Annotated in this window: 17 protein-coding genes, 1 tRNA gene and 1 pseudogene; 9 read left to right on the plus strand and 10 right to left on the minus strand. The window is 68.0% G+C overall.

The genetic code is table 11. From position 1 onward, the window contains the following. Positions 1–177: 177 nt before the first annotated feature. The 4 genes from Van01_RS08380 to Van01_RS08395 all read left to right on the plus strand — a co-directional run bounded on the left by Van01_RS08380 (position 178) and on the right by Van01_RS08395 (position 4,610). The gene (locus tag Van01_RS08380; RefSeq protein WP_239098951.1) at positions 178–1,539 is read left to right on the plus strand and encodes a DUF4297 domain-containing protein; all 1,362 of its coding nucleotides are present in this window, start codon (positions 178–180) and stop codon (positions 1,537–1,539) included. Further along, the gene (locus Van01_RS08385) at positions 1,536–2,147 is read left to right on the plus strand and encodes a hypothetical protein (RefSeq protein ID WP_204003268.1); all 612 of its coding nucleotides are present in this window, start codon (positions 1,536–1,538) and stop codon (positions 2,145–2,147) included. The genes Van01_RS08380 and Van01_RS08385 overlap by 4 nt, the downstream gene beginning before the upstream one ends. Then, positions 2,144–4,108 (plus strand): hypothetical protein, encoded by a 1,965-nt coding sequence (locus tag Van01_RS08390; protein WP_239098952.1) that lies wholly within the window; start codon positions 2,144–2,146, stop codon positions 4,106–4,108. The genes Van01_RS08385 and Van01_RS08390 overlap by 4 nt, the downstream gene beginning before the upstream one ends. Positions 4,109–4,538: 430 nt before the next feature. Continuing rightward, positions 4,539–4,610 (plus strand) — tRNA-Lys (locus Van01_RS08395). Between the two features lie 196 nt (positions 4,611–4,806). On the opposite strand, the gene Van01_RS08400 is transcribed toward Van01_RS08395, so the two are convergent. The 7 genes and pseudogenes from Van01_RS08400 to Van01_RS08430 all read right to left on the minus strand — a co-directional run bounded on the left by Van01_RS08400 (position 4,807) and on the right by Van01_RS08430 (position 8,116). Further along, on the minus strand, positions 4,807–5,061 hold the full coding sequence (locus tag Van01_RS08400) for a Txe/YoeB family addiction module toxin (RefSeq protein ID WP_204003271.1): 255 nt from the start codon (positions 5,059–5,061) through the stop codon (positions 4,807–4,809). Then, the gene (locus Van01_RS08405; RefSeq protein ID WP_204003273.1) at positions 5,058–5,342 is read right to left on the minus strand and encodes a type II toxin-antitoxin system Phd/YefM family antitoxin; all 285 of its coding nucleotides are present in this window, start codon (positions 5,340–5,342) and stop codon (positions 5,058–5,060) included. The genes Van01_RS08400 and Van01_RS08405 overlap by 4 nt, the downstream gene beginning before the upstream one ends. 130 nt (positions 5,343–5,472) lie before the next feature. Continuing rightward, the gene (locus Van01_RS08410) at positions 5,473–5,997 is read right to left on the minus strand and encodes an SMI1/KNR4 family protein (RefSeq protein ID WP_204003275.1); all 525 of its coding nucleotides are present in this window, start codon (positions 5,995–5,997) and stop codon (positions 5,473–5,475) included. A 125-nt stretch (positions 5,998–6,122) separates the two neighbouring features. Then, positions 6,123–6,503, minus strand: coding sequence for a VOC family protein (locus tag Van01_RS08415; RefSeq protein WP_204003277.1), 381 nt, complete (start codon positions 6,501–6,503; stop codon positions 6,123–6,125). A 73-nt stretch (positions 6,504–6,576) separates the two neighbouring features. Then, positions 6,577–6,950, minus strand: a pseudogene (locus Van01_RS08420) (type II toxin-antitoxin system VapC family toxin). Beyond that, a complete protein-coding gene (locus Van01_RS08425; protein WP_204004428.1) occupies positions 6,947–7,201 on the minus strand; it encodes a type II toxin-antitoxin system Phd/YefM family antitoxin in 255 nt (84 codons plus the stop codon). The pseudogene Van01_RS08420 and the gene Van01_RS08425 overlap by 4 nt, the downstream one beginning before the upstream one ends. 54 nt (positions 7,202–7,255) lie before the next feature. Then, positions 7,256–8,116: an SDR family oxidoreductase gene (locus Van01_RS08430; RefSeq protein ID WP_204003278.1), complete on the minus strand. Its 861-nt coding sequence runs from the start codon at positions 8,114–8,116 to the stop codon at positions 7,256–7,258. 121 nt (positions 8,117–8,237) lie between these two features. On the opposite strand from Van01_RS08430, the gene Van01_RS08435 reads away from it, so the two are divergent. Then, a complete protein-coding gene (locus Van01_RS08435) occupies positions 8,238–8,858 on the plus strand; it encodes a TetR/AcrR family transcriptional regulator (protein WP_204003281.1) in 621 nt (206 codons plus the stop codon). A 19-nt stretch (positions 8,859–8,877) separates the two neighbouring features. Here the strand turns inward: Van01_RS08435 and Van01_RS08440 are convergent, their stop codons facing one another. Further along, positions 8,878–10,656 carry an ABC transporter ATP-binding protein gene (locus Van01_RS08440; RefSeq protein WP_204004431.1) on the minus strand — a complete coding sequence of 593 codons (1,779 nt, stop codon included), beginning with the start codon at positions 10,654–10,656 and terminating at the stop codon, positions 8,878–8,880. Between the two features lie 110 nt (positions 10,657–10,766). Here Van01_RS08440 and Van01_RS08445 point away from each other — a divergent pair, with 110 nt between their 5' ends. Further along, positions 10,767–11,198: a MarR family winged helix-turn-helix transcriptional regulator gene (locus Van01_RS08445; RefSeq protein ID WP_204003287.1), complete on the plus strand. Its 432-nt coding sequence runs from the start codon at positions 10,767–10,769 to the stop codon at positions 11,196–11,198. Between the two features lie 234 nt (positions 11,199–11,432). Beyond that, a complete protein-coding gene (locus Van01_RS08450) occupies positions 11,433–12,014 on the plus strand; it encodes a DUF1349 domain-containing protein (protein ID WP_204003290.1) in 582 nt (193 codons plus the stop codon). A 79-nt stretch (positions 12,015–12,093) separates the two neighbouring features. Here Van01_RS08450 and Van01_RS08455 read toward each other — a convergent pair whose 3' ends face one another. Continuing rightward, complete coding sequence (locus Van01_RS08455) at positions 12,094–13,146, minus strand: DUF2332 domain-containing protein (RefSeq protein WP_204003293.1); 1,053 nt, start codon at positions 13,144–13,146, stop codon at positions 12,094–12,096. Between the two features lie 45 nt (positions 13,147–13,191). Next, positions 13,192–13,920 (minus strand): TetR/AcrR family transcriptional regulator C-terminal domain-containing protein, encoded by a 729-nt coding sequence (locus tag Van01_RS08460; RefSeq protein ID WP_204003296.1) that lies wholly within the window; start codon positions 13,918–13,920, stop codon positions 13,192–13,194. Between the two features lie 95 nt (positions 13,921–14,015). On the opposite strand from Van01_RS08460, the gene Van01_RS08465 reads away from it, so the two are divergent. Together Van01_RS08465 and Van01_RS08470 are read left to right on the plus strand one after the other, a co-directional pair. Beyond that, the gene (locus tag Van01_RS08465) at positions 14,016–14,732 is read left to right on the plus strand and encodes a DUF4386 domain-containing protein (protein ID WP_204003299.1); all 717 of its coding nucleotides are present in this window, start codon (positions 14,016–14,018) and stop codon (positions 14,730–14,732) included. A 141-nt stretch (positions 14,733–14,873) separates the two neighbouring features. Then, entirely contained in the window at positions 14,874–15,359 is a 486-nt protein-coding gene (locus Van01_RS08470) for a DUF8243 domain-containing protein (RefSeq protein WP_204003302.1), read from the plus strand.

Raw genomic sequence — 15,359 nt, forward strand, 5'->3', positions numbered from 1 at the left:
GAGATAACACCGAGAGTATGGGTGACTCCACGTCTGTCCGGGCTTGCCTCTGGGGACTTCCGCCATGTCCATCCGATCGTTGGCCCGTCCCCAAAGCCCAATAGCCGGATCAGCTGCTGGCCTTCTAGACGTCACCGCTCGACCGGGAGGTTGAGGGCAGGGCTGGAGGGTGGTCTGATGGGAATCGATGTGGTTAGCATCGGCCGCACCGCTTGTTGCAGGCTGGACACGCCGCGTCATTTGCGCTCGGTCATCCTGCTTGCCGTGCGACGGACTGGGGGGTTCGGCCGGGTGACCGAGACGCACCAACAGCAGGCAGAGCCCGTACTCGGGTTACTCGCGGCGACCGCCGGGGTCGAGAGCGACCAGACCGGATTGGACACCTTCGCCCGCTATGTGTGGCAGGCCAAGCAGATCGTCCGGCAGTGGTTGACCTGCCTGGCGGAGCACGATGGCCCGCTGTTCGCGGTGTGCGAGCAGGTTGAGGATCTCGCGCTGGTCTACCCCGACAGGATTCGGTTCATCCAGCTCAAGACTCGGGACCGGGGTTCGTGGAGTGTCGCGGCGATGTGCGATCGAGGTCTGGACGCGTTGGTTCGTTCGTACAGGGCGGCCCGGAAGGCGCGGATACACGACGTTTGCACGTTTGAGTTGTGGACCGAGGGTGCGATTGCCGACAAGGCAGACACCGTTGCATTCGTGGAGGATCCAACCGCTGCGGAGAGGGAGGTGCGGGCCAAGCTTGTCGCGAGCGGGCTCGTTCGCTCGTGGGTCGATGACTTCCTTCAACGTCTGGTCGTCCGGCCTGATCAGCCGACGCGGGCGCACATCGACGCGAAGGTGATGTGGGAGCTCGGAGCGTTGTGGCCGATGTTGTCCCGGCCTGAGGTGGAGCACCTCTACGAGCGGCTGTTGATGGCGGCGACGGCGGCACAGACGGGAGGTTCCGGGCAGGCGAAATCGATTCAAGCGCACCTTGCCGCGGCATTGCCGCACGTCGGGCGCGATCTTCCAGCTCCGGATGATCCGGACGGCGCGGCAATCGAGTCGATCCGTGACCAGGTGCTCAGCCGAGGGATGCTCGGTGCCCTGACCCCGCCGCTGCCCGGTGAGTCTGTAGAGCAGCTGCTGGCACGGATGTCGGCTGGCTCCACGGCATCTCTGCTGGAGTTGAAGATGATGAGGGCGGGCGCGGGCCGTCATCTGATCGAACGGGTGCAGGAGATGCGCGCCGATATGGAGGTGCAGAGACAGCTCCTGCTCGCCAGTCGCGACAGCGCCGATGCGGATCTTGAGCGGCTTGCGACCCGCGTGTTGAGCATGGCGGAGGCGACAGCGACCCGCATCAGCCTGTCGGCTGCAAGCAGCCCGGCGGCCGCCGGTCGTCCAGCCGAGGCGATCGCGGCTGATCTGCTGGCCAGGCCCGGCGACCTGGCACACTGCGATCGGCATCCACTGTTCGACCGTGATGAGTATCTGATCCTTGGGTACCTCGGTCACCTGTCGGACGTCTGCCGATTCTCATGGCGGCCGTCATGACCTCCCAGGCAGACATTCCGGCCTCGGCCACCGGTGGAATCGGTGGGCCGTCAACTGTCCGTCCCCAGCCGTCGGCCCGGGCTCGCTTCCGTCCGTCTCGGGAGGCCGAGGCAAGACTTCTCCTCCTGATCGACGCTTTCAGCCGTAAGGGTGGGGACCAGGTCCGCTACCTCGAAGGCCGGGTCAAACTAGCCAAACTTGACTTCCTGTTGCGCTACCCGCGCCACCTGCGGCGGGTTCTGCTCGCCCAGGGCGCTCGCCCAGATCAGGTGGAAGGAATCGATCCCGATGAGGCTCCCTTGGACGCCCGCATGATGCGCTACCGCTACGGCCCGTGGGACCCGTCCTACTACGCGGTGCTGGGCTCGCTCATCGGCCGGGGACTGGTCGAGGTGACGCCCCTGGCTGGTAAGGGCTTCGGTTACCGGACCTCCGAAACAGGTGCCCGGCTCGCCTCGGATCTACGCGGTGACAGCAGTTTCACCCACATCAACCTTCGGCTACGACTACTGCGCCGATACCTCGACAAGTCCGGCAACACGCTGAAGAACTACCTCTACGACCTTCCCGAGATCGCCGACGCCACCTGGCACGAGGACCTGACGTGACGCCACCGACATCGGCCCCGCCGGCACTAGACGAGACCACGGCGCCGCGCCCCCACCGACTCGAACTGGTCAGAGTCGACCTTGTCGGCGGTGGACGCGAAGTGGGGTTCAATCCCGGCCTCAACCTGATCATCGGGGACATCACCACCGGCAAGACCACTCTCGTTCGCCTCATCCGCGCGATGCTCGGCACCATGCCAAACGGCCTGCCACCCGAGGTCGACCACCTCCAGGCAATCCGAGGGCACGTCATGCTCGGCAGCCGGGCCTGGCAGATCTACCGCCCCCGAACTACCACCGGCGACGCGCTGGTCGAAATCAGCGAAGTACACCCCGAACCGAACCGCGAAGTCGTCGCTCTTCGCCTCCCCGTAGCCAGATCTGACCGAACCTACAGCACGTTCCTCCTCGATCAGCTCCAGATTCCGGCGGTCAGCGTGCCGCAGGCGCGGACCGAACCCACCGGCACGCTGACGCCGGTCACCATGACGGACTGGCTCGGCTACTGCATCATCACCGGCGACGAACTCGACACCGAGGTCTTTGGCCACAAGCGGCAATGGCGCGACGTCAAGCGCCGCTGGGTGTTCGAACTCGCCTACGGTTACTACGAGCAGGAACTCGCGCAGCTGAACGCCGAGTTACGGCGCGTGGAGCTTCAGCTGGCTTCCCTCGAAAATGACGCCGCTATCCGTGCACGGTTCCTCGCTGACACGCCGTTCGCCGACACCGGTGTCCTGGACCTCCAACTCGCCGCCCGACTCGGCGAACTCGAACAGATCGTCACCCACCGACGAAACCTCGGTGCCGCCGCCAGCGAGGTGCCTGGAGTCCAGGAACTACGTCAGACCCTCCTGGCCACACGGACACGGCGCGCCGAGGTTACCGACCGGCTGGCTCGGCTGGAAGCCCAGATCACCGACCTGAACGACCTCCGCCGGCAACTGTCCAGCCAATCCGCCAGGCTCACCCGCGCCATCGTCGCCGACGAGTGGCTGGTCGACTTCGACTTCGTCGTGTGCCCCCGCTGCGGCAACGACATCGACGCCGCCCGAACCGACCCCCACCTGTGCTACCTCTGCCTCCAGCAGCCCCGGCCCGCACCATCACAGTCCCAACTACTCACCGAGCAAGACCGCATCGCCAGCCAGATCAGCGAAACCGACGAAGTCATCAAAAGCCGCCACCGCGCCCAGGAAAGCCTCCACCGTGAGGCCCTCCACCTCGATCAGCTCATCACCGAACTGACTGCCAACCTCGATCAGCAAACCCAGGCATTCGTATCCGACCGCGCGACGCGGATCGAGCATTACGCAGCCCGGCAGGCACAGCTCGAATCAGAAATACAGCGTCTCCGCGAGTACGCCGCACTGTTTCGCCGCCACGAGGAACAACTTGTCGGCCGCGAGACACTCGAAGCCGAACAGGAACGTCTCAGAGCACGCATCAACAGTCAGGAACTTTCCCAGATCGACGCCGAGGATAACGTCCTCGCCCTCGAACGGCGAATACTCGAATACCTTCAGGAACTACACATCCCCGACCTCGGGCAAGAACTCAGTGTAAAGATCAACCGAAAGACCTATCTACCCGAAGTGGCAGGACGCACCTTCGAGGAACTGTCCAGCCAAGGCCTCAAAACCCTGGTAAACATCGCGCACGCCCTTGCACACCACACCGTGGCAATCGACCGCGACCTCCCCCTCCCCGGCCTACTCATCCTCGACGGCCTATCCGCCAACAGCGGCCACGAGGGCTTCGACCTAGACCGCGTACGCGACGTCTACCGACTACTGAGGCAGGTCGCCGAACAGTACCGGGGCGCACTACAGGTAATCGCAATAGACAACGAACTCGCCCGCAACATCCTACTCGAATTCGTCGACCACGTCGTCCTCACACTGACACAGGAGGATCGACTCATCAGGATCCCACAAACACCATCGACAACCCTTGAATAGGGCCGAAGAGCAAGCAGCGGACCAGCGGCCACCTCCGCCGACGGCCTGCGATCACCCTCCTCAGAGGGGAATTCGTTTGTTATGTCCGACAATGCCCAGCACGCGCCAGACATGGACAGACCATCAGGAGTCCGGACGGGCATGGCGGTCACCGCGCGACCGGCCCGAGCAACGTAGGCCAGCCTGCGCTCTGAGGGAGCCGGAGCAGGCGGCGGTCGGAGCGGGCCGGGCACCCGGTCGGGCACTACGACCGCGATCGCGAGCCCGATCTGGATTCGCTGGGGTCGTCTCGGACGTTCGACCTTGCGCTGGACAGGGGTTATGTCGAGCAGACGAGCACCCCGGGAGCACCGCAGGTCCACAGTGGTCGATGCTCGTCGTGCCTCCTGGTTGCGTTTTGGCAGGTCGGTGTCCGGTAACCTGAGCGCGCGGGCCGCTAGCTCAATGGCAGAGCTGTGGACTTTTAATCCATAGGTTCAGGGTTCGAGTCCCTGGCGGCCCACTTTGTTGATCTTTCACGCGAACCGGTTGACCGCGACGCATCGTGACCCTTGGCTCGGCTCCTCGACGCGGACTGTCGCTGACCACAGCGGCGCGGTGCTGGACGGGCCGGGAAATTGTCGTACTGCGAGTCGCATGTCGACGGCAGGCAGCCGCCGCAGGGCCGGGTCCCTCGGCGGAGGGAGTGGTCCTCTACCTCATTCGTAGTGGTAGCGGCACTGCGCGATCTGCACTGTGTCGTCCGTGATCCGGTATGCGAGGCGGTGTTCCTGATCGATGCGTCTCGACCAGAATCCCGCCCAGTTGCCGCGGAGCTGCTCTGGTTTGCCGATACCTTGGTGGCCGTTGCGTCGGATGTCCTCGATCAAGGTGTTCACTCGTTTGAGCATCTGGCGGTCTCGTTGCCAGGTCAGATAGTCTTCCCAGCCTCGGCCGGCGAACTGGACCTTCACGCTGCCGGCGCCTCGCCTGCACTGGCGTCGGGGTCGATCAGGTCGTGCGTCTCCCCACCCCCGTTGCGCAGCTCTTCGACGGCTTCATTCAGCCGGCGCGCGTTGGCGGGGCTGGCCATCAGGTAGGCCGTCTCCTTCAACGACTCGTACTCGCGCAGCGAGATGATGACCGCAGCCTCCCGGCCGGAGCGGGTCACCACCACTTCCTCGGCGTCGTCCACGACGTGGTCGAGCATCTTCGCCAGGTTTTGTCGGACTTCTGAGTAGGAAACGGTCCGCATGCTGCCTCCCAATGCTACGTACAATAAATTGTACAAGCTTGCGGTACTGTGCCGTCAGATGATCCAACGGCTGGCCTTGGACCAGCGATCAGGCTCAGGAGCGGCGCGGGCGTAGTGGATAGTCTGCCGGCTATCGGCACATCGAGTCGATCAGCTCGTCAAAGCGGGGGAACTCCTCCCGCGCTGCGGAGATCACCTCATCCGCCGACAGGCGATGTGCCGGCGCCCAGCGTTCGGCGATTTCGCTGAGGCGGGTATCGGGGCGGGGCTCATGCTCGTGGTCGGGGTACTCCGTCGCCTCCCATGGGCCGAAGCCGTCGGCGAGAAGCCAGAGATAGGCCCACAAGTTCTGCGCTACGACCCCCGTCTGGCCCTCCGATCCAAGGAACACCACAGGCTGCTGCTCGATCGGCTCCCCAGAACGCACAAGCCAGAAGGCGGCGAGGCCGCCCGTGCCGTCCTGCCCGAAGACCCGGAACTCGGAACCGTCGACCTCCGCGTTGCCTGTCCAAGCCCGCCACCACTCGGCCGTCTCGTGTCCTTCCAGGAAGTGGGGGTACGGCTCAAAGTCAACGCCAGCACCATTCCGGTAGTCGAAGCCGACCCCATGAGCTTCGGACAGCGGAACCGGCATGCTACGACCATCGTGATCCACGGCAGCACCCTAGCGAGGAGGACCGACGGAACCGCCGACAGCGGCTCGGCGGTGAGCCTTCACCGATCCGGTGCACCGCCGAGCCGCTTGAGGGCGTGCGGCGTCGATCGTTTGGGCGAGGGCCGTCAGAGTGGGTCGAGGCGGCTCTTGAGTAGGCAGAACTCGTTGCCTTCCGGATCGGCGAGGACGTGCCAGGACGCATCCGCGGGTTGACCGATGTCGACGGGTACGGCCCCGGCGGCCAGCAGGCGTTCGAGTTCGGCTTCCTGATCGCGGTCGGTGGGATTGACGTCGATGTGCAGCCGGGCTTGCCCGTTCTTCGGCTCGTCGTCGCGGATGAGGAAGATGGTCGGCTGCGGGCCGCCGAACCCTTCGCGGGGGCCTATCTCGATGTAGACCTTCTCGCGGCGGTCGAGCTCCACGAAGTCCAGGACCTCGCACCAGAACCGCGCCAGCACCTCGGGGTCCCGACACTTGAGCACGAGCTCACCAATACGGCATGCCATTTGACGAAACCTACTCTCGAATTGTCTCCAAGCCCCCGCCTGGAGAGGTCGCCGGGCAGGGGCCGAGGAACTGTCACACCTTGAGGACGTCCACGTCGTACCGCGCGATCGATGCGTCGCGGGTGGCCAGGGTCAACCTCTCGGTGATCGCCTGTGCCACGAGCATGCGGTCGAACGGGTCACGGTGGTGGGGCGGCAGGCGGCCGGCGGCGATGGCGTGGGAGTGGGTCACCGGGAGCTCTCGGAAGCCCATGTCCCTGACCCGCTCCGCCAGATCAGGTGGGCCGCCAAGTTTCCCCGCGTTCTGCTTGATGGTGATTTCCCACAGGCTGACCGGGAGAGAAAGATGTCCGGCTCGTGGCGTAGCTGCTCGAGAAACTCGGCGCTGAGGGTGGCATCGCCGGTGATGGCCCAGAGCACGACATGCGTGTCGAGCAGCAGGGTCATGCGCCGATGCCGAAGTCGGCGGCGATCTCGGCGTTGGTCTGGGGGGAGTCCCAGTCACCCGAGAGGTCCAGCTGCCCGGCGAGGGAACCGATCGCGGTGCGGTTCGCCCGCCGCACCAGCGGCACCACCTTCGCCACAGGCGTGCCCGCCCGGTCGATGATGATTTCTTCGCCGCGTTCGACCCGTTCGATGATGCGCGACAGGTGGGTCTTGGCGTCATGCATGTTGTAGTGCACGGCTTCCGTCGACATCATCCGACCTCCTCGTTAGCTAACAGCTTAGCCAAATCGGTCCGAATGAGCTGGTCAGTGCTCACCGCCGGGGGCCGGGACGGCATGCTCGGCAGCTCGGCTGACCTGTTCCCAGCCTGCCCAGGTGTCCATCCGCCGACGCGAGATGTCGAACGCGAGGTCGTAGACCATGCTGCCGAGCAGGAGCCGCAGCGGCGGGTCGTCGCTGTCGACAAGTTTGAGCAGCGCCTCGGCGGCGAGCCGGGGCTCGCTGTCGATCGAGCCTTCCGCCCACTGCCGCTCGATCTCGGCCCGCAACGGCGCGTAGGCGTCGATCGGGCTGGTGGAGGTCATGCTTGTGTACAGGTCGGTCCAGTAGCCGCCAGGCTGCACGATGCTGACTTTGACGCCGAAGGCCGCCGCCTCCATCGCCAGGGACTCGCTCATTCCTTCGAGGGCGAACTTGCTCGCGCTGTACATGCCTGTGGTCGGGAAGCCGCCGAGTGCGGCGATGCTGGAGATCTGCACGATGTGGCCGGCGTGTCGGGCGCGGAGGTGCGGTAGCACGGCCTGGGTGACCCAGAGCGCCCCGAAGACGTTCACCTCGAACTGACTGCGCGCCTCAGCTTCGGTGAACTCTTCGACCATTCCCATGGACATGGTGCCGGCGTTGTTGACGACGATGTCGAGTCGCCCGAAGTGCTCGACCGCTGTGGTCACGGCGGCGAAGACCGCCGCCCGGTCGGTCACGTCGAGCCGCAGGGTGAGCAGTCGGTCGCCGTACCGCTCATCGAAGTCTTCTCGGATGGCGGTCCGCGAGGCGGCGACCACCTGGTCGCCGCCTTCGAGTGCCGCGACGGCGAACGCGCGGCCCAGGCCACGGCTGGCGCCGGTGATGAACCAGGTGCGTGGTGTGGTGCTGACGGAGCTGGGCATCTACGGGTCCCCTCCAGGTGCGAGACGGAACGGTCCGTCTCGTTTTACCCCGTGAAGGTAGCCCCTTCCCGTCCACCCGTCAAGACGATACGGTCCGTCTCGCTCTTGGTAGACTGCCCGCGTGACGGCACAACGCAGCGCGACGCCCGACCCGGCCCGCAGAAGAGAAGCCTCGCGACGGGCGATCCTCACCGCGGCGTTCGATCTCCTCCAGGAAGTCGGGTACGCCAAACTCAGCATCGAGGGCATCGCCGCCCGTGCCGGCGTCGGCAAACAGACCATCTACCGCTGGTGGCCGTCCAAGGGGACAGTCATCTTCGATGCCTTCCTCATGCTCAGTGAAGGCGCGGCGGGTGAGCCCCCGACGCTGCCCGACACCGGCGACCTGGCAGCCGACCTGAGGGCGGTGCTGCGCGCCACTGTCGTCGAGATGAACGATCCCCGGTACGACCAGCCGATGCGCGCGCTGGCCACCGAGATCGCGCACGACCCCGAGCTGGCCGCCGCCTACGTCGAACGGTTGGACGGGCCGTTGAAGGAGGCCAAGCGGGAACGGCTGCGCAGCGCGCAACGGGTCGGGCAGCTCGCCGAGGACCTCGACCTCGACGTGGCCGTGGAGATGATCTGGGGACCGGTGCTCAACCGTTGGCTGCAACGCACGGGACCGCTCACCGCCGAGTACACCGACCGGGTCGTGACCACTGCCCTGGACGGTCTACGCCCACGGCCGTCCGGCCGCTGAGCCGGGTGCCGAGCGACGCTCAGGCGGCCAGGGCGGCGTAGCGGCCGTTGCGGTCCAGCAGGCTGCGGTGGTCGCCGGCCTCGACGACCCGGCCGTGGTCGAGCACCGCGATCTGGTCGGCGTCGCGGACCGTGGACAGCCGGTGGGCGATGGTGATCGTGGTACGGCCCTCGGCGAGCACGTCGAACGCCCGCTGCACGGCCCGTTCGGTCTCCGTGTCAAGCGCGCTCGTGGCCTCGTCGAGGACCAGGATGCGCGGGTCGCGCAGCAGCGTACGGGCGATGGCCAGCCGCTGTTTCTCGCCGCCGGAGAACCGGTGGCCGCGCGAGCCGACCACCGTGTCGTACCCGTCGGGCAGCCCGGCGATCAGGTCGTGGATCTGCGCGGCGCGGGCGGCGTCCTCGATTTCCGCGTCGGTGGCGTCCGGACGGGCGTACCGGAGGTTCTCCCGGACCGTGGTGTGCAGCAGGTACGTCTCCTGGCTGACCACGCCCACGATCGCGGCCAGGTCGGCCAGGCGCAGGTCACGCAGGTCGACGCCGTCGATTGTGACGCGGCCCGCGGTGGGGTCGTACAGCCGGCTGATCAACCCGGCGAGGGTGCTCTTGCCGGAGCCGGTCTCGCCGACCAGGGCGAGGCTGGTGCCGGCGGGCACGTCGAGGGTGATGCCGGCGAGCGCGGCGGTGTCGTTGCCGGGGTAGGTGAAGGTGACGTCCGCCAGGCGCAGGTGTCCGCGTACCCGGGCGGGATCGAGCCGGACGGGCTCGGTGGGGTCGGCCACGTCGACAGGCAGGTCGAGGTACTCGAAGATCCGGGCGAACAGCGCCAGCGACGCGGCGAGTGAGACACCCACGTTGAGCAGCCCCATCAGCGGCCGGAACAAGCCGCTCTGCAGGGCGGTGAACGCGACAAGGGTGCCGATGCTCAGGGTGCCGGCGGTGCCGGGCAGCCCGGCGGCGAGGTAGATGACCGCCGGTACGGCGGCGAAGATGATGCTCATCGAGGCCATCCGCCAGCGACCGGCCAACTCGCTGCGCAGCTCCAGGTCGACAAGCCGGGTCGACGAGGCGGTGAACCTGTCGACGAGGGCGGGACCGGTGCCGAGCGTCCTGGCGAGCTGCACCCCGCTGATCGACAACCCTTCCTCGACAGTGACGTTGAGGTCGGCGAGTTCGCGCTGGCGTTGGGCGGTGATCTCGCGCCGCATCCGGGCGACGCGGCGGGTCAGCCAGATCGCCGGCGGCAGCACGACGAGCGAGACCAGGGAGAGTTGCCAGGAGAGGGCCAGCATGGCGACAGCTGTCGCGACCACTGTGGTCAGGTTGGACGCGACGGCGGTGGCGGTGGAGGTGACCACCGTCTGCATGCCACCTATGTCGTTCGTGATGCGGGACTGCACCTCTCCCGTGCGGGTACGGGTGAAGAAGCCGAGCGACTGCCGCTGGAGGTGGCGGAAGACGTCGGTCCGGAGCCGGTGCATGACCCGCTGACCGACCTGGGTGGAGATCCAGGTCTGCACGACACCGAGGGCGGCGGTCACGGCGGCCACGGCGACCATGCCGACGACCAGCCAGACCAGCAGCGTCAGGTCGCCCTCCGGCAGGGCCCTGTCGATCACCGCGCGCAGCAGGAACGGGTTGGCCATCGCGATGATCGAGGAGACCACGATGATCGCGGTGACGGCGGCGAGCGCGGGCCGGTGGGGTGTGAAGAGGCGGCCGATGCGGCGCAGCGACACCTGACGGGCCTGCGCCTTCTCCTCGGCGGTCAGGGTGCGGTGGCCGCGGTCGCGGCCCATGGGGATGGGTTCCAAGAGGCACTGCCTTTCGGTCGGGGGATCCGGGGTTCAGACTTACTGAGGTTACCTCATCATGAGGTAGCAACCGCATCAGCTGTTACCGTATTCCCGTGACCGCACCCGCCGCCGACAGCGCGGACGACGAGAGCCTGGCGGAGACGTTCTGGGCGGTGGCCTCCCGACTGCGCCGGCAGACCCGGGAGTCCCTCGCGCCGTGGGACGTCACCCCGAGCCAGTCCCGGGCGCTCGGGGTGCTGGTGCGGTACGGCGAGGTACGCCCCGGCACGCTCGCCGAGCACCTGCGCATCGCACCGCGTTCGGCCACCGAGGTCGTCGACGACCTTGAAGCCCGCGGGCTGGTGAACCGCCGACCCGACCCGGCCGACCGACGGGCCACCCTGGTCGCGCTCACCGAGGAAGGCCGCCGGGTCAGCGCCGCGATCCGGACGGCCCGCCGAGCCGAGGCGGACCGGTTCTTCGGCCACCTCGACGCCGCCGATCGGGTCGAGCTGGCCCGCATCCTGCGTACCCTCCGGTCCTGAACACCGGTACGGCCCGGCCGGACACCCGATCGCGGTTGGGGCTACGCAGCCAGCCGCCGGGTCATCCACGCCGTCATCACCGCCCGTTCCACTGAGCGCACCGCGTGACGCGGCCCGGTGAGCGACCCGGGTACGGCCCAGCACGTCCGGGTGGCAGCGCTCTCATGAGCGGCTGAGCTGGTCAGACTGTCCGCACGGGTTGCGATCGCCGAGTCCGGCCGGCACGCTGCCGTCATGTCGATCGAGCGGTTTGAATGGCAGGACGTCGATGGTGATCGCGTCGAGCCACCAGGCGTCGGGCTGCTGCGCGCGTCCGCTCGGACGGACTGGTTCGTCGACCCGGCCGGCGGCGAACCGACCGGCTCGGCGCCGCTCGTCCTGACCCCGATCGACGGCGATTTCCAGCTCAGTGCCCTGGTCGAGGCGCCGCTGGCGGAGACCTACGACGCGGTCACGCTGTTCGTTCATGGCGGAGCGACGACCTGGGCAAAGTTGGCCCTGGAGCGATCACCGGACGGTACGGACATGATCGTCACCGTGGTGACCCGCAAGGTCTCCGACGACGCCAACGGAGTCGGCGTGTCGAAGCCCGGACGGTCCTGGCTGCGGATCTCCCGCATGGGCGCGGTGTACGCGTTCCACCACTCCGACGACGGCGCGCACTGGGCGCTCACCCGGCTGTTCACGCTCGGGCCGGTGGCCGGGCACCGGGTCGGATTCAGCGTGCAGTCCCCGATGGGCGACGGGCTCAGCGCCCGCGTGACGGACATCAGGATCACCGCCACCACGCTTGCCGACGCGCGGAGCGGCTCCTGATCCGGCCGCCGGACGGCGTCGGACCGCGCTCGGTGCAGCCGCGCCCACCCGGCCCGCAGCGCCGATCGGGCCGAGCACGCTAGGCCCCGTCGTTCATCGCGGGGAGCGGTTCCAACCAGGCCAGGTGGCCGTCGGCGACCGCGATGGTCCGGCTTCCCGTCGCGTCGGTGGCGGTCAGGCCGACGCCCGGCCGGCCCGACGGTGCGACGAGGTGGTCGTCCTCCAAGGCGAGGTGCAGCAGCGGCCCGTCCGCACCGAAGACCGCCACCGCAGCGTCGAACGCCGGACGCTCCTCGGCGGATACGTGGATCCGCGTCGCGGTGTGCACGACGAGTCGCGGCAGCCCCGGTGGAAGCGTCGACGCGACCGCCGGCCCGATCTCGATGGCGTCACCGGCCACCACGCGCGGCGGATCGGTCGCCGCCTCGGCCATCGCCGCCTGCAACTGCGCCGCCTGATGCGAGTTCTCCGGCCACACGAGCGCACGCAGCCACGCCCGGTCGTCCTCGTCGGTGAGGTCCGGCGGAGCCAGGTCGATGCCGACCACGTCGGCGATGTCCGGCAACGTGTCCAGGTCGGGCAGCGGGCCGGGGTCCGGCACGTTCACTTCGATGTGGACCGCTGACCCACGGTCGCCGACGAGCCTGCCGCCCACGGTGTAGGCGTACCGGTCGGCGCGGAGGTTCAATCCGGCGCTACAGCCCACCTCGACCACGCAGACCGGTGCCGGCGTCGTACGACGCAGCAGTGCCAGCCCGAGCGGGAGCACCAGCGAGCGCTGCACGTGGTTGGTCTGGACCAGACGCGTGCCGAGCAGCGACGCGATCCGGCTGGAGTGCGCCGCGCAGAAGCGCGTGAAGGCCGGGCCGGTGTCCCCGTCGACCGGGCGGGCGTCGGCACCGACCACAGACGGGTAGTACTCGGCCAGCGGATCCGGCGTGCCGGTCAGCAGGAGGTGGTGGACCGCCCCGAAGAGCGCGAAGGTCGGCTGTTGGCCGGGACGGGTGCGGGCCGCCAGTTCGAGCAGGGATCCGTCGCCCGCCACGACCTCGAGCAGCCGGCTGTAAAGCGGAGAGCTGCCGAAGCCACGAGCCGTGCGGAACACCTCCGCGACCGCACCGATCTCCTGCATCAGATGACGGTAGCGGTGAGCGGTGGGGGTGAGCGGTGGCCGTGGTCACAAGTCACTGTGGCCGGTCGTACCGGCAGCGGTCCGGGTGGCGGATCGGCTACGCGCCTGTTCCAGGCCGTCGAAGAGCAGATCGAGGGTGAACTCGAACTCGGTCTGACTGTCGCACCAGCCCAGGGTCGGGTCGGTGGCGGCGTGCATCTCGGCGGCGACCATCGCCGCCAGGTGCGGCAACTGCTCGGCCAGCACCGCCAGGTCCGCCGCCGCGGCGTCGGTATCCGCACCGGTGGCGGGCTGGAAGACCTCCTGAGCGAAGCCGAGGGCCAGGCTGCCGAACGCGTGCAGCGCCCGGTGGGCGATCCGGTACGAGAAGCCGCAGTCGATCAGGGTGGCGAGGATGCCCTCGTAGTAGCCGTACACCCCGGCGGGAATTGTCGGACGGGAGCTGAGCAGCGCGGGTGCCCACGGGTGTCGCAGCATGACCGCACGGGCGGCGAGGAAACGCAGCCGGAGCCGGGTCCGCCAGTCTCCGCCGGCCGCGTCCGTCTCGGCCGCTGCGGCGGCTGCGACGATCTCGGCGACCACGGCATCGACGAGACCGTCGAGCAGCCCTTCCTTGCCGGGCAGGTGGTGGTAGAGGGACATCGCCTCGACGCCGAGGTCGGCGGCGAGCCGGCGCATGGTGAGCGCCGCCATCCCCTCCGCGTCCACGAGCGCGATCGCGGCGGCCAGTGCCCGGTCACGGCTCAGCGGCTCCCGGCGTTTCCTCGCTCCCATGCGGCTCCCATCTTCCCTTGACCTTACAACGTATGGTTGCCTTACGACGTAAGGCTGATCTCGCCGCCCGAGCTCTTGCGAACGAAGGAGCCACAATGCACCCGCTGATCCGCACCGCCCGGACGACCGGGCTGTTCTACCTCGGCCTCGGCATCACTGGCGCACTGGGTTTCCTGACCATCCGCCCCATGATCTTCGACGCCGGTGACGCCGACGCGACCCTCGCCAACCTGGTCGCCAACGAGTCGCTGGCGCGTCTCGGGGTGGCCCTCGAACTGCTGATCGTCCTCACCCAGACGCTCGCCGCCGTCTGGTTCCACAGGCTGTTCCGTACCGTCGACAGCACCGCCGCCGGCAGCATCGCCGCCTTCGGCATCGTCAACGCCGTGGCGATCCTCGGCAGCGCCGCCATGCTCGCGACAGCCGTCGGAGTGGCCACCGGCGGGGCCGCCGGGACCGCCGACACCGTGCAACTGCTGTATCTCGTCAGCGAGAACCTGTGGGGGGTCGGCGGGCTCTTCTTCGGCCTCTGGCTGATCCCGATGGGCTGGTGCGTGTTGCGCTCGGGTTGGCTGCCCCGGCCGCTCGGCTGGCTCCTCGTCGCCGGTGGGCTGGGCTACCTGCTCATGACCTTCGTCAGCTACCTCGCCCCCGACGCCGGGATCGTCGCCGACCTGTTGGTGGCACCCGCCACCGTGGGCGAGTTCTGGATCCTCGGCTACCTGATCATCTTCGGTGTTCGGAAGCAGGCGCTCACCGAGACCCGGCCGGCAACGCCTGCCGCACCGCTCACCACCGCGTCACCCGTCTGACCGCTCCGCCGGCCCCGGGTCGTTTCCCGCCGGGTACGCCCCAGCCCGGGGCCGGCCGCCCCGCCGTGTCGTTGATCCGGTTGTGCCCGTCACCCGCCGGTGGCCACTGTGGGTGCGTCGAGAAGTCCGGGAGGGACGCCGATGACAAGCGAACGCGAGACCGTCGAGGTCGAACCCGCCCTGTTCCAAGCCGTCTACGACTCGCCCGCTGCACTGCCCGGCCGGCACCGCTGGACCACCCCCGAGTCCGACGTACGGCGGATCGAGAAGCTGCTCAACATGCCGCCCCGCACCATCGGCGCGCCGCTGTGGGTCAGCGGCGACCAGCCGGACTGCCCGAAGTGCGGTCGCCGGATCACCTGGTACGACATCGTCGCCTCGGCCCTGAAGGGCGTGCACGACCCGATGATGATCGCGACGGTGATCCTCGGCGACCGCCGCTACGTCAACACCGGACTGCCCGCCGCCATCCAGGGCGTACGCTGCGCCGACTGCCGGTCGCCTATCGAAGGGCTCCGCAGTTTCAAGTGCCACAACTGGGCGTACGCCTTCGAGGATCTCGAGGCCGTGCGGCAGCGGATGACCGGCGGCTCGGTTCCCGGTGACCAGGGTGAGTCGGTCCACTGA

Origin of the sequence: Micromonospora andamanensis (assembly GCF_016863495.1) — a bacterium.
In the GTDB taxonomy this organism is placed as follows: Bacteria; Actinomycetota; Actinomycetes; order Mycobacteriales; family Micromonosporaceae; genus Micromonospora; species Micromonospora andamanensis.